The 13,240-nt window shown below is 52.8% G+C and carries 18 protein-coding genes; 14 read left to right on the top strand and 4 right to left on the bottom strand.

What is annotated here, in order from left to right; translation table 11 throughout:
• The first annotated feature begins 2 nt into the window (after window positions 1-2).
• Complete coding sequence (hemH, locus tag EJE49_RS03465; protein ID WP_124949003.1) at window positions 3-1,112, top strand: ferrochelatase; 1,110 nt, start codon at window positions 3-5, stop codon at window positions 1,110-1,112.
• Window position 1,113: 1 nt separating this feature from the next.
• On the opposite strand, the gene EJE49_RS03460 is transcribed toward hemH, so the two are convergent.
• The 4 genes from EJE49_RS03460 to EJE49_RS03445 are packed head-to-tail and all read right to left on the bottom strand — an operon-like array spanning window position 1,114 to window position 3,849.
• Window positions 1,114-1,617 carry a TPM domain-containing protein gene (locus EJE49_RS03460; RefSeq protein ID WP_124949002.1) on the bottom strand — a complete coding sequence of 168 codons (504 nt, stop codon included), beginning with the start codon at window positions 1,615-1,617 and terminating at the stop codon, window positions 1,114-1,116.
• A 1-nt stretch (window position 1,618) separates the two neighbouring features.
• Window positions 1,619-2,449 carry a TPM domain-containing protein gene (locus tag EJE49_RS03455; RefSeq protein WP_124949001.1) on the bottom strand — a complete coding sequence of 277 codons (831 nt, stop codon included), beginning with the start codon at window positions 2,447-2,449 and terminating at the stop codon, window positions 1,619-1,621.
• 6 nt (window positions 2,450-2,455) lie between these two features.
• The gene (locus EJE49_RS03450; protein ID WP_124949000.1) at window positions 2,456-3,070 is read right to left on the bottom strand and encodes a LemA family protein; all 615 of its coding nucleotides are present in this window, start codon (window positions 3,068-3,070) and stop codon (window positions 2,456-2,458) included.
• 47 nt (window positions 3,071-3,117) lie between these two features.
• Entirely contained in the window at window positions 3,118-3,849 is a 732-nt protein-coding gene (locus EJE49_RS03445) for a DUF3530 family protein (protein ID WP_124948999.1), read from the bottom strand.
• A 188-nt stretch (window positions 3,850-4,037) separates the two neighbouring features.
• Here EJE49_RS03445 and hisD point away from each other — a divergent pair, with 188 nt between their 5' ends.
• From hisD to EJE49_RS03380, 13 genes are all read left to right on the top strand, one after another.
• Window positions 4,038-5,342 (top strand): histidinol dehydrogenase, encoded by a 1,305-nt coding sequence (hisD, locus tag EJE49_RS03440; protein WP_124948998.1) that lies wholly within the window; start codon window positions 4,038-4,040, stop codon window positions 5,340-5,342.
• A 4-nt stretch (window positions 5,343-5,346) separates the two neighbouring features.
• Window positions 5,347-6,426, top strand: a complete 1,080-nt coding sequence (hisC, locus tag EJE49_RS03435; RefSeq protein WP_124948997.1) for a histidinol-phosphate transaminase — start codon at window positions 5,347-5,349, stop codon at window positions 6,424-6,426.
• Between the two features lie 62 nt (window positions 6,427-6,488).
• Complete coding sequence (gene hisB / locus EJE49_RS03430; protein ID WP_124948996.1) at window positions 6,489-7,076, top strand: imidazoleglycerol-phosphate dehydratase HisB; 588 nt, start codon at window positions 6,489-6,491, stop codon at window positions 7,074-7,076.
• Window position 7,077: 1 nt separating this feature from the next.
• The gene (hisH, locus tag EJE49_RS03425) at window positions 7,078-7,773 is read left to right on the top strand and encodes an imidazole glycerol phosphate synthase subunit HisH (protein WP_124948995.1); all 696 of its coding nucleotides are present in this window, start codon (window positions 7,078-7,080) and stop codon (window positions 7,771-7,773) included.
• A 29-nt stretch (window positions 7,774-7,802) separates the two neighbouring features.
• Window positions 7,803-8,546, top strand: coding sequence for a 1-(5-phosphoribosyl)-5-[(5-phosphoribosylamino)methylideneamino]imidazole-4-carboxamide isomerase (gene hisA / locus EJE49_RS03420; protein WP_124948994.1), 744 nt, complete (start codon window positions 7,803-7,805; stop codon window positions 8,544-8,546).
• Window positions 8,546-9,307 (top strand): imidazole glycerol phosphate synthase subunit HisF, encoded by a 762-nt coding sequence (gene hisF, locus EJE49_RS03415; protein ID WP_124948993.1) that lies wholly within the window; start codon window positions 8,546-8,548, stop codon window positions 9,305-9,307. Before hisA ends, hisF begins: the two co-directional genes overlap by 1 nt.
• Window positions 9,304-9,699 (top strand): phosphoribosyl-AMP cyclohydrolase, encoded by a 396-nt coding sequence (gene hisI, locus EJE49_RS03410; protein ID WP_124948992.1) that lies wholly within the window; start codon window positions 9,304-9,306, stop codon window positions 9,697-9,699. Before hisF ends, hisI begins: the two co-directional genes overlap by 4 nt.
• Entirely contained in the window at window positions 9,696-10,019 is a 324-nt protein-coding gene (locus EJE49_RS03405) for a phosphoribosyl-ATP diphosphatase (RefSeq protein WP_124948991.1), read from the top strand. Before hisI ends, EJE49_RS03405 begins: the two co-directional genes overlap by 4 nt.
• Complete coding sequence (locus tag EJE49_RS03400; RefSeq protein WP_124948990.1) at window positions 10,016-10,354, top strand: histidine triad nucleotide-binding protein; 339 nt, start codon at window positions 10,016-10,018, stop codon at window positions 10,352-10,354. Before EJE49_RS03405 ends, EJE49_RS03400 begins: the two co-directional genes overlap by 4 nt.
• A 12-nt stretch (window positions 10,355-10,366) precedes the next feature.
• The gene (gene tatA, locus EJE49_RS03395) at window positions 10,367-10,579 is read left to right on the top strand and encodes a Sec-independent protein translocase subunit TatA (RefSeq protein ID WP_124948989.1); all 213 of its coding nucleotides are present in this window, start codon (window positions 10,367-10,369) and stop codon (window positions 10,577-10,579) included.
• Between the two features lie 8 nt (window positions 10,580-10,587).
• Entirely contained in the window at window positions 10,588-11,055 is a 468-nt protein-coding gene (gene tatB, locus EJE49_RS03390) for a Sec-independent protein translocase protein TatB (RefSeq protein ID WP_124948988.1), read from the top strand.
• Window positions 11,042-11,845, top strand: a complete 804-nt coding sequence (gene tatC / locus EJE49_RS03385) for a twin-arginine translocase subunit TatC (RefSeq protein ID WP_124948987.1) — start codon at window positions 11,042-11,044, stop codon at window positions 11,843-11,845. Before tatB ends, tatC begins: the two co-directional genes overlap by 14 nt.
• A 191-nt stretch (window positions 11,846-12,036) precedes the next feature.
• Window positions 12,037-13,239: an ammonium transporter gene (locus EJE49_RS03380; RefSeq protein ID WP_124948986.1), complete on the top strand. Its 1,203-nt coding sequence runs from the start codon at window positions 12,037-12,039 to the stop codon at window positions 13,237-13,239.
• Window position 13,240 lies beyond the last annotated feature (1 nt).

Here is a 13,240-nt window from a genome sequence, read left to right as displayed (position 1 = left end):
CTATGCCCCGCTATCAGACTGAACCCAGCTATACCCATGGCACCCCTGCTAAAACCGGCATATTACTGCTCAATCTGGGCACCCCGGACGCGCCTACTAAACAGGCACTGAAACCTTACCTCAAACAATTTCTGTCTGACCCGCGTGTTGTGGAAATTCCACGAGTGCTGTGGTGGCTGATCCTGAATGGCATCATTTTACAAACCCGCCCCAAAAAATCCGCGGAAAAATACGCAAGCATCTGGGATAAGCATGAAGGTTCACCTCTGCGTTTTCACACCGAAAAACAGGCGAAACTTCTGCAAGGCTGGTTAGGCGAGCGAGTCAAATCACCGATTGTTGTTGATTACGCCATGCGCTATGGCAACCCATCGGTAGACAGCGCGCTAGCCCGCATGAGCGAACAAGGCTGCGACCGTATCCTCACCATCCCGCTCTACCCGCAATACGCCGCCAGCAGCACAGCTTCGGCACTGGATGCGGTGTATCACTACCTGCTGAGCAAACGCAACCAACCCGCTCTGCGCACCATCAGGCATTATCATGATGACGCCGGCTACATCGATGCGCTGGCAAAAAACGTTCAGGAGTACTGGATGCGCAATGGCCGTCCGGACATACTGATCATGAGTTTCCACGGTGTACCACGCTACACGCTGGACAAAGGCGACCCATACCACTGCGAATGTCACAAAACCGGACGACTGCTGGCCGAAGCGCTGGGTCTGACCAAAGAACAATACCGCGTTACCTTCCAGTCGCGTTTCGGGCGCGCTGAATGGATCAAACCGTATACCGCAGCCACACTGGAAGAATTAGGCCACGCCAAAACCCGCCGTGTCGACGTAGTTTGCCCCGGCTTCGTCGCTGATTGTCTGGAAACGCTGGAAGAAATTGCGATGGAAGTGAAAAACGACTTTTTGACGGCAGGCGGCGGTGAGTTCCATTACATACCGGCACTGAATGAAAACAGCGCCTGGATTAATGCATTGGGTGAAATGGCGCTGACTAATCTGAATGGCTGGGTGAGTTCGGAATGGGATAATGCGGCGGTTAAAGCAGATGGCAATGCCAGCCAGCAACGCGCAATCGCGCTCGGCGCAAAACAATAAACTACCGTTTAACCACCACCGGCCGATTATCCAGCTCATTGCGTTTATCGGCAGTCGCTGGATAATGCTGCTGCAATAAGGCGCCGATCAGCGTCACGCCTTGCAACACCGCAGCCTCATATTGCCCTTGCCGCAACAGGGATTCCATCGCACGACACACCTGCTCCCATTCGTCCGGCGCGATGCGCTGATGAACGCCACGATCAGCAATAATTTCCACATCCCTGTCTGCCAGCAGCAGATAAATCAGCACACCGTTATTGAATTCGGTATCCCATACCCGCAAATCGGAGAAAACCTGCAAAGCCCGTTCACGGGCACTGAGGCCACGCAACAATTCCGGTATATCCAGCGCGCCTTCGATGGCCACGCACAGCTCGCCGGCATGATGCTGTTCGGTGCTATGAATCGCGGATTCGATGGCATGCATCGTCCTGGCGGGGAACGCCCGATGAACCTGCACGGGCAGATGCAGCAAATGTTTGAATGTGCGCTTGAGTGTCATATCACCATCTCCCCGATGCACCGCCGCCGCCAAAGCCGCCGCCTCCGCCACCAAAGCCGCCTGAACCACCGGAACGCCCCCCTCCAAAACCACCCATGAATAACATAGGATTGATGCCGGCAAGCACGACAAAAAACACCAATAAGGCGGCCAGCCCGGCCATCAGAATGGAGCCCAGCAACAGCCAACCCACACCGCCTACCACGGCTGCCGTCAAGCCAGAACCGACAAAACGCCCAAACACCGCACTTAATACCTGACCGATCACCGCAGCGGCAATAACCGCAAAAAACAGCATCCCCATAGGATCTGCCGCATTATTTTGGGATGGCTTTTTAGGCGGCGGCAAAGGCTCGCCATCTACCAGTTTAACCAGCTGACTCACCCCGGCCTGAATACCGCCAGCAAAATCGTTTTGCCTGAAATACGGCACAATCGTCTCAGCGATTACCCGTTTGGCAATCGCATCCGGAATAACACCCTCCAACCCGTAGCCCACTTCGATGCGCAGTGCACGGTCATCTTTGGCAACGATGAGCAAGGCGCCGTCATCAACCCCTTTACGACCCAGTTTCCACGCCTCCGCGACCCGCAGACTGTATTGTTCGATCGCTTCAGGCTGGGTAGTCGGTACGATAAGCACAGCGAGCTGGCTACCCTTGCGCTGCTCCAGTGCCTGTAACTGCTGCTCGATGCCTGCCGCCTGCGTGGCTGTCAGCGTGCCGGTCAGATCGGTTACCCGCGCCTTGAACGCAGGCACGGCAACCTCTGCCCACGCAGAGGGGGTGAACCACGCAACTACCAATAACAGAGCAACCAGCCAGCGCCGCATGATCAATTACTGCGCAGGCGCCGGTTTAGCCGGTGCGCTAAAATCTACCGTGGGTGCTTTGGAGATTTCTTTTTCGTTGTCTACCGTAAAGCTGGGTTTCACCTTGTAACCAAGCGCCATCGCTGTGAGGTTGCTAGGGAACTGGCGCACGGTGTTGTTATATACCTGCACCGCTTCGATATACCGCTTACGCGCTACAGTGATACGGTTCTCCGTCCCTTCCAGCTGTGCTTGCAGATCACGGAATACGCCGTCCGCTTTTAACTGCGGATAGTTTTCAGCCACCAGCATCAACCGTCCCAGCGAGCTGCTCATGTCACGCTGCGCCGCCTGAAACTTGGCGAAAGCTGCCGGATCATTGATCAGCTCTGGCGTGGCCTGAATCTGGCCAACACGGGCGCGCGCTTCTGTGACCTGAGTAAGCACATCTTTCTCGTGCGTAGCATAGCCTTTCACCACATTAACCAGATTAGGCACCAGATCGGCACGGCGCTGATACTGGTTAAGCACTTCCGCCCAGCTCGCCTTCACCTGCTCATCACTGGTCTGGAAAGTGTTGTAACCGCAACCGCTCAGGCTCAAGGTCAATAACACCATTAACATCATTACCCAGTTACGCATCGCTTTTCTCCTTGAATACATTATGTTTATGAAACTGAAAGATACTATTAAAACCGCTGATCCAGATAAGTAGCGACGGACGTCACCAGTTGCTCATCCATGTTATCGAAAAAATGATCGGCATGCGCCACCATCTGTTGCATGGAAGCGGGCTTGCCTTGCAATACCGCTTTACGCGCTGCGGCACTCTTCAATACATCCGGCAAATCATGCTCGCCATACAAATCCAGAACCGGCACGCTGACCTTACGGTAATCGACTCGGTCAGGCATACCGATAGCCACCCAGGTCTTGATCGCCACATCGGGCTTATTAAGCATATACACCGCACTCATGCGTGAGCCCAGACTGTGCGTAACCAGAGCGATATTGGTATAGCCCTTGGCCTTGAGAAAGTCCACTGCAAGCCGCAAACGCTGCACCGCTTCGGGAAAGGTAACAGAATATGCTGCACCTTTGGCATTACTCGCCAGTACCGGCATTTGTATCGACAACGTTGAGTAGCCAAGATCCGGTAAACGACTGCGCAGAACCCCTGTCAATCCCCAGTCCGGATTAACACCCATGCCATGCACTATCAGCACCGCTGCTTTGGCATCTTTGGCCGGCGTATAGAGTGTTAAAAACTTATGTCCATTTGACTGCTCCAGATAAACCGGATCACCCACCACTACGCCGGGAACGACCTCATCCGCCCATTTTTTCTCGCGGATGTAGTCTGCGGAAAACGCAAGATTGCTCACCAATGCACAGACAATTATCCATAATAAGCGATTCATATCCTTCCTCCATATTTACAGTTAAGCAATTAACCATAACGTATACATTAGCAGTAAAGTCAAAAAGTAGCATAACTAACTTTGCAGCACACAATTACTCGGCAATATTCGCAACCACCTTCCTCGATTTGCCTGATTTTATCGGTATAATGCAATATTGCTTACCGCATTTGTCACGGATTGCTGCCATGCTAAATATTCAACGACTCAATACCCAATCTGCACAATTTCAAGCAGACCTAGACCGATTACTTGCGTTTGAAGGCGAGCAGGATGCTGCTATCGAACGTACTGTCGAAGACATCCTGCGCCACGTACGCCGTGACGGCGATGCAGCGGTGCTCGAATACACCAAACGCTTTGATCGCCTGGATGTTGCCACTATGGCCGAGCTGGAATTGCCGGTTGCCCGCCTGCAAGCCGCGCTGGACAACCTGCCGGCAGAACAGCGTGCCGCACTGGAAGCCGCGGCGCAACGTGTACGCGACTATCACGAGCATCAGGTAATGCAATCATGGACTTACCAGGAAGCCGACGGCACCGTGCTAGGCCAGCAAGTTACCGCACTGGACCGCGTGGGTTTATATGTGCCGGGCGGCAAAGCCGCTTATCCGTCATCCGTATTAATGAATGCGATTCCCGCCAAGGTGGCTGGTGTGGCTGAGCTGATCATGGTGGTACCCACCCCGGACGGCATCCAGAATGAACTGGTGCTTGCCGCCGCTGCCGTAGCCGGGGTTACCCGCGTATTTACCATCGGTGGCGCGCAAGCCGTGGCCGCGTTGGCGTATGGCACGGCTACCATCCCTCAGGTCGACAAGATTGTGGGTCCGGGCAATGCCTATGTCGCTGCTGCCAAACGTCGAGTATTCGGCACCGTGGGCATTGATATGGTGGCTGGCCCTTCCGAAATCCTGATCATCTGTGATGGCAAAACCAATCCCGACTGGATTGCGATGGATTTATTCTCTCAAGCCGAGCACGATGAACTGGCGCAATCGATATTGCTATGCCCGGATGACAGCTATATCGATCAAGTGATCGCCAGCATCAACAAACTGCTGCCGGAAATGCCTCGCCGCGAAGTGATTACGGCCTCCTTGCGCGACCGCGGAATTTTGATCAAGGTTCGCGACCTGGACGAAGCAGTTGCCATCGCCAATCACATCGCACCTGAGCACCTGGAATTATCAATTGACGACGCCGATGTCTGGGCCAAGAAAATCAAGCACGCTGGCGCCATCTTCATGGGCCGCAATACCTGCGAATCGCTGGGTGATTACTGCGCCGGTCCTAATCACGTGTTGCCAACCTCGCGCACTGCGCGTTTCTCCAGCCCACTCGGCGTATATGATTTCCAGAAGCGTTCCAGCCTGATCCAGGTTTCCGCTGCGGGAGCGATTACGTTGGGCAATATCGCTGCCACGCTGGCGTATGGCGAAGGCCTGCAGGCCCACGCACGCTCAGCCGAATACCGGATTACTGCGGAATAACAACATGAGCCGCTTCTGGAGTCCGGTCACACACACGCTGACCCCCTATGTACCGGGGGAACAGCCCAAGCTCGCCAATTTGGTCAAGCTCAATACCAATGAAAGCCCTTATGGCCCCAGCCCGAAAGTCATCGAGGCGCTGCATGGTCAGGCAACTGAGGGCTTGCGCCTCTATCCGGATCCGAACAGCGACGCGCTGCGCCAGGCAATTGCCGATTACCACGGCGTGCAACGCGACAACGTGTTTGTTGGCAATGGCTCGGACGAAGTGCTGGCTCACGCCTTTCAAGCCTTGCTGAAACATGACCTGCCTATCCTGTTCCCGGATATCAGCTACAGCTTTTACCCGGTGTATTGCGGCCTGTACGACATCCGGTTCACCCAGGTACCATTGACCGAATCATTCCAGATTAACGTGGATGATTACATGCGCCCGAACGGCGGCATTATTTTCCCGAATCCCAATGCCCCGACTGGCTGCCCGGTCACACGGAACGATATCGAACGCCTGCTGCAAGCCAATCCCGACTCAGTGGTAGTGATCGACGAAGCCTATGTGGACTTCGGCGCAGAGTCCGCTATCAGCCTGGTACAGCGCTATCCGCAATTACTGGTGGTGCACACGCTGTCCAAATCGCGCGGACTGGCTGGATTACGCGTAGGCTTTGCTATCGGCAACGCCGAACTGATTGCCGGCCTGAATCGCGTCAAGGACAGTTTTAATTCCTATCCGCTGGACAAATTCGCTCAGGCTGGTGCAGTTGCGGCTATGCAGGATCAGGCTTATTTTGATGAAACCCGGCAGCATATCATCCGCAGCCGCGAACAACTGGTCGCCGACCTGACCCGGCTTGGCTTTATTGTCCTGCCATCCGCAGCTAACTTCGTATTTGCCCGCCACCCCCAATATGAAGGGGAACGGCTTACCGCCCAGTTACGCGAACGCAGCATTATCGTGCGACATTTCCGTAATCCTGCCCGTATCGCGCCATTTATGCGCATTACTATCGGCACAGATGAACAATGTCATACCCTGATCACTGCATTAACTGATATATTGCAAACTATGGAAACACTAATTTAATCAATCACGGATTGTTTGAACAAATCAGTATTTTCCTAACTTTATCCCAAAGATATAAAATCATGCGCACAGCTCAAGTCACCCGCAACACGCTGGAAACCCAGATTAGCGTTCAGATTAATCTGGACGGTACCGGCATCAGCCGCTTTAACACCGGCGTACCCTTTCTCGATCACATGATCGACCAGATCGCACGTCATGGCGTCATTGATATCGAAATCGATGCTACCGGCGATTTACATATCGACGCACATCACACCGTAGAAGACATCGGCATCACGCTGGGACAGGCTTTCGCCAAAGCAATCGGCGATAAGAAAGGCGTGCGCCGCTACGGTCACGCCTATGTACCGCTGGATGAAGCACTGTCCCGCGTTGTACTCGACCTGTCCGGCCGCCCTGGTCTGGAATATCATGTGACGTTCACCCGTGCTGCCATTGGGCAGTTCGATGTCGATCTGTTTCACGAGTTTTTCCAGGGTTTCATCAACCATGCCGGCGTAACCCTGCATATTGATAACTTGCGCGGCAATAACGCTCACCACCAGGCTGAAACCATATTCAAGGCTTTTGGCCGTGCCCTGCGCATGGCGGTCGAGCCAGATCCACGTATGGGCGGTGTCATGCCTTCCACTAAAGGCTGCTTATAACATGGCTGCAAATGTTGATATTGCCGTAATTGATTATGGCATGGGCAATTTACGTTCAGTGTCCAAAGCACTGGAACACGTTGCTCCAGCCGCCAGCGTTGCTGTGACGGCCGACCCGGAAGTTATACTCAATGCCGGGCGCGTGGTATTTCCCGGCGTCGGCGCCATGGGCGACTGCATGGCCGAACTGCAACAGCGCGGCTTAATAGATGTGGTCAAGCAGGCTGCCGCCAGCAAGCCTTTCCTGGGCATATGTCTGGGCATGCAGATGCTGTTCGAGCATAGCGAAGAAGGCGACGTCGCTGGTCTGGGTATCCTGCCAGGACGGGTGTTACGCTTCCCGGAGGAAGCCATGCTTGACAGTCAGGGTAATCGTCTCAAGGTACCGCACATGGGCTGGAACGAAGTGCATCAGGCCGTGCCGCATCCGATGTGGAACGGCATAGTCGATGGATCACGCTTTTATTTCGTGCATAGCTACTATGTAGAAGCAGGTAACCCAGATCTGGTGTCAGCATTCACCCTGTACCCGTTCCCGTTCACCTGCGCAGTGGCTGCCAACAATATCTTTGCCGTGCAATTTCACCCGGAAAAGAGCCAGTCTGCCGGTCTGACACTGCTTGGCAATTTTGTTACATGGGATGGTAATATAGCACCTAACCAATGTGACACATTTAATACCGAATGCTCTCTCTAACTCGTTTTTATTGATTCCACTCCCTAATCATGCTGATCATCCCCGCTATTGACCTGAAAGACGGTCACTGTGTACGCCTTAAACAAGGTTTAATGGAAGAGTCCACTGTATTTTCTGAAGACCCCGCCGAAATGGCGCGGCATTGGCTGGCGCAAGGCGCAAAACGTCTGCATCTGGTTGATCTGAACGGCGCGTTTGCCGGCAAACCGGTCAACGGCAGCGCCATCAAATCCATCGTCGATGCTGTCGGCGTCGATGTACCCGTTCAACTCGGTGGCGGCATTCGCGATCTTGATACCATTTCCCGTTACCTGGACAGCGGCATACGCTACATCATCATCGGCACAGCCGCAGTAAAGACACCAGGCTTCCTGCACGACGCCTGCAATGCATTCCCCGGCCAGATCATAGTCGGCCTGGATGCCAAGGACGGCAAAGTCGCAGTGGATGGCTGGTCCAAGCTCACTCACCACGATGTGATCGACCTCGCCCAAAAATTCCAGGATTACGGCGTAGAAGGTGTTATTTATACCGATATCGGCCGTGACGGCATGTTATCCGGCGTCAATATTGAAGCCACAGTCAAGCTGGCACAGGCGCTAACCATACCCGTCATCGCCAGCGGCGGCATTACCAACCTGGACGATGTACGCAACTTATGCGCTGTCGAGCACGAGGGCATCATGGGCGCAATTACCGGACGGGCAATCTATGAAGGCACGCTGAATTTCGCTGCCGCACAAGCGCTCGCTGATGAACTGTCAGGCACATAATGGGACTCGCTAAACGCATTATCCCTTGCCTAGACGTCAGCGCCGGTCGCGTCGTCAAAGGGGTCAATTTTGTCGGCCTGCGCGATGCCGGTGATCCGGTAGAGATCGCGCGCCGCTATGATCGTGAGGGCGCAGATGAACTGACTTTTCTGGACATTACCGCCAGCTCGGATCAGCGCGACCTGATCCTGCCTATTATCGAAGCAGTCGCGTCTGAAGTATTCATTCCGTTGACCGTAGGCGGAGGTGTTCGCGAAGTCAACGATGTGCGGCGTCTGCTCAATGCCGGCGCGGACAAAGTCAGCATCAATACCACCGCGGTCAACAACCCGCAAATCGTCGCCGATGCCGCCTCACGTTTCGGCTCGCAATGTATCGTTGTCGCCATTGACGCCAAAGCCAATGCCGAGGGACGCTGGGAGGTCTACACGCACGGTGGACGCAACGCCACCGGACTGGATGCCGTGGAATGGGCCATCAAGATGCAAAATCTGGGTGCAGGCGAAATTTTGCTGACCAGCATGGATAGAGACGGCACCAAAAGCGGTTTTAACATCCCGCTGACCCGTGCAGTTTCCGATGCGGTATCCATCCCCGTCATTGCCAGCGGCGGTGTAGGTACTTTGCAACATCTTGCCGAAGGCGTCATCCAGGGCCATGCGGATGCGGTACTGGCAGCCAGCATTTTCCATTTTGGCGAATACACCATACACGAAGCTAAATTACACATGCTGCAATTTGGTATAGAGGTGCGCTTATGAGCACTCAGGATAACTGGTTAAACAAAGTTAACTGGTCGGATGACGGTCTGGTTCCGGCCATTGCTCAGGACGCCACCAGCAATGAAGTATTGATGGTCGCATGGATGAACCGAGAAGCGCTTAAACGCACGGTAGAGTCGGGCGAAGCTGTGTATTGGTCACGCTCACGCAAGAAACTCTGGCACAAAGGCGAAGAATCCGGGCACGTGCAAAAAGTACACGAAATCCGTCTGGACTGTGATGAAGATGTCATTTTGCTGAAAATAGAACAAATCGGCGGTATTAGCTGTCATACCGGACGTCATGACTGTTTTTTCCAGAAACTGGAAAACCACGAATGGACAGTCACCGAACCTGTATTGAAAGATCCGTCAGAGATTTATAAGCGATGAGCGATATACTAACCCGCGTTGCCGCGACACTGGAATCACGCAAATCCAGCGAAGCAGGTTCATCCTATGTTGCCAGCCTGTATACCAAGGGGCTGGACGCCATACTCAAAAAGGTGGCTGAAGAAGCAGCTGAAACTATCATGGCTGCCAAAGATGGTGATAAACAGCATATCGTCTACGAAGTAGCTGATTTGTGGTTTCATACAATGATACTGCTGGCACAGCAGGGCTTAGGCCCGCAAGATGTACTGAATGAACTGGCGCGGCGCGAAGGCGTGTCGGGTCATACTGAAAAGGCAGCACGCAAGGACACGTTATGAGTGATTGTATCTTTTGCAAAATCGTCGCAGGCACATTACCCAGCAACAAGGTGTATGAAGATGATGAAGTCATGGTATTCCACGACATACATCCCATCGCACCGGTACATATGTTAATTATTCCCAAGGCACACATAGTATCTTTGTCTGAATGTGAGAATAATCATCAGGAATTGCTGGGCCGGATGTTATTATTAGCGCCTAAGCTCGCCCGTGAAAATGGTCTGGAAACAGGATTCCGCACCATGATCAATACCGGGCGCGGTGGTGGACAGGAAGTATTCCACCTGCATATTCACATATTTGGCGGCGGTAACAAACTGGCGCATACCTAACAAGGAGATATCATGGGTAGCTTTAGCATTTGGCATTGGTTAATCGTTCTGGCCATCGTGTTGGTCATATTTGGCACAAAAAAACTGCGCAATATCGGCGGTGACGTTGGTGGTGCGGTGAAAAGCTTCAAAGACGCCATGAAAGAAGGCGAACAAGGCAAAATCGACACTCAGGCAACGGGCCACACCATAGACGGTGAAGTTAAAGAAAAAACCAAAGTATAAGGCGCAACATGTTTGATGTTGGCTTTTCTGAACTAATGGTGATTGGTGTCGTTGCCCTCATCGTTATCGGTCCCGAGCGGCTTCCTAAAGTCGCGCGTACCGTCGGGTTATTGCTCGGCCGCGTGCAACGCTACGTCGCTACGGTAAAATCCGACATCAGCCAGGAAATGCAGCTGGATGAGCTACGAAAAAGCGGGCAGATACTTAAAGACAGCCTGCAAGAGACTGGGCAACAGATCACCGACGAAGTCCACAACGTCAAGCACACTGTTGAAAGTGCCGTACTCCCGGAAACTGACAGCATTCCGGAAACCGAAATTACGACAGCACAAACGGAACTGCCGGCGAATGAACAAGAGCCGGCAGCCATTCCAGACAATCTGCAGGGTGAATTAGCTTTTGAACCTATGCCCATAACGCCGCCGCAACCTGACACCGCCTCTATCAAGCCAACCACACAGCATGAGCACACCTGAATTTCAAGACACATTCATCTCTCATCTGGTTGAATTACGCGATCGGCTATTGCGGGCCGTCATATCTGTCATCGTTGTTTTTTTAGGTCTGTTTCACTGGGCTAACGACCTTTATACACTGCTCGCGCAGCCCTTGCTGCATGCGCTCCCCAAAGGGGGGCAACTGATCGCCACGGAAGTTACCGCACCGTTCTTTGTCCCTATCAAAGTCACCATGATGGCGGCTTTTTTAATTGCGCTGCCTTATATTCTCTACCAAATCTGGGCGTTCATTGCTCCGGGCTTGTATTCACATGAAAAACGTCTGGGCATCCCGCTGATTGTAGCCAGTGTCTTGCTGTTTTTCTGCGGCATGTCTTTCGCCTACTTCCTGGTATTTCCCGTGGTCTTCGGATTTATTGCCGGAGTCGCGCCAGTTGGCGTTGCTGTGATGACTGACATCAGCAAATATCTGGACTTTGTGCTGACCATGTTCATGGCATTTGGCATCACCTTCGAAGTACCGGTTATTGTGGTTCTGCTGGTAAAAACCGGCTTTGTCAGTGTCGCCAAATTGCGTGAAATTCGTCCTTACGTCGTCGTTGGCGCATTCGTTATCGGTGCAATTTTCACCCCGCCTGATGTCGTCTCCCAGACCATGCTTGCCGTACCACTCTGGTTGTTATACGAAATTGGCATTATAGTCGCCAGCCTGATTACCCGTCCCGCCCCGGAAACGGATGCTTACCAACCATTATCGGAAGCCGAAATGGAACGTGAGCTTGACGGCATCGACACACCCAAAAAATAAATCATCGTATCAATACGACCATCTCTATATGCATAGAGATGGTCTTTTTTTGCACATTAAAAGTGCATAATTTGCGATTACGCACAAAAATAGTGCCAAATATCCAAAATAAAAATAAAATATATTGATTTTAAAGAGTAAATTATCTGGCCCATATTTTGCTTTATTTATAGCCTCATTCAGGAGCCGATATGGACAATCTCAAAATAAGCAACGACGCATTATTTATACTCTTAGGCGCGATCATGGTCTTGGCCATGCACGCCGGTTTTGCCTTTCTGGAACTTGGCACGGTACGCCGCAAGAATCAGGTCAACGCGCTGGTTAAAATTCTCGCCGATTTTTCCATTTCAACTATCGCCTATTTTTTCATAGGCTATGGTGTGGCATACGGCATACATTTTGGTCATGGCGCAGATACGCTGATCGCCAACAATGGCTATGAATTAGTTAAATTTTTCTTCCTGCTGACATTCGCTGCCGCCATACCCGCCATCATTTCTGGCGGCATAGCCGAACGCGCTAAATTCGGCCCGCAACTGGCTGCCACTTTTTTATTGGTCGGCTTCGTCTACCCGTTTTTCGAAGGCATCGCCTGGAATAACCATTATGGCATTCAGGACTGGCTGAAACTGCAATTCGGCGCCAACTTCCACGATTTCGCTGGCTCTGTCGTAGTCCATGCCATGGGTGGCTGGATTGCACTGGCTGCGGTATTACTGCTCGGCGCTCGGCATGGTCGCTACCGCAAGAATGGCGAAGTGGCAGCGCACCCACCTTCCAGCATTCCATTCCTGGCACTCGGTTCGTGGATACTGATCGTAGGCTGGTTCGGCTTTAATGTCATGTCCGCGCAAACCATAGACAAAATTAGCGGCCTGGTTGCAGTTAACTCATTGATGGCCATGGTCGGCGGCACACTGGCAGCGCTGCTGGTCGGCCGCAACGACCCCGGTTTTACCCATAACGGCGCATTGGCCGGGCTGGTCGCGGTATGTGCCGGATCCGACATCATGCACCCGCTGGGCGCGCTGATTACCGGTGCAGTGGGTGGCGCATTATTTGTCTGGATGTTCACCATCACTCAGAATAAATGGAAAATTGATGATGTGCTAGGCGTATGGCCATTACATGGCTTATGCGGCACCTGGGGCGGTCTGGCTGCAGGCATTTTTGGTTTGCCGGCGCTGGGAGGCTTAGGTGGCGTTGCCTTCATGTCGCAACTGATAGGCACGGCAGGTGCAATCGCTGTTGCATTGATCGGCGGCTTCGTGGTTTATGGCCTGCTTAAATCAACACTGGGTATACGCCTTAATCAGGAAGACGAATTCAACGGAGCCGATTTATCCATACACAAAATTTCTGCCACCGCAGAGCGTGAAACCAACTGGTAAA

Source organism: Sulfuriferula thiophila, assembly GCF_003864975.1.
Taxonomy (GTDB): Bacteria; Pseudomonadota; Gammaproteobacteria; order Burkholderiales; family Sulfuriferulaceae; genus Sulfuriferula; species Sulfuriferula thiophila.
This window is presented reverse-complemented; position numbering and strand designations above follow the sequence as displayed.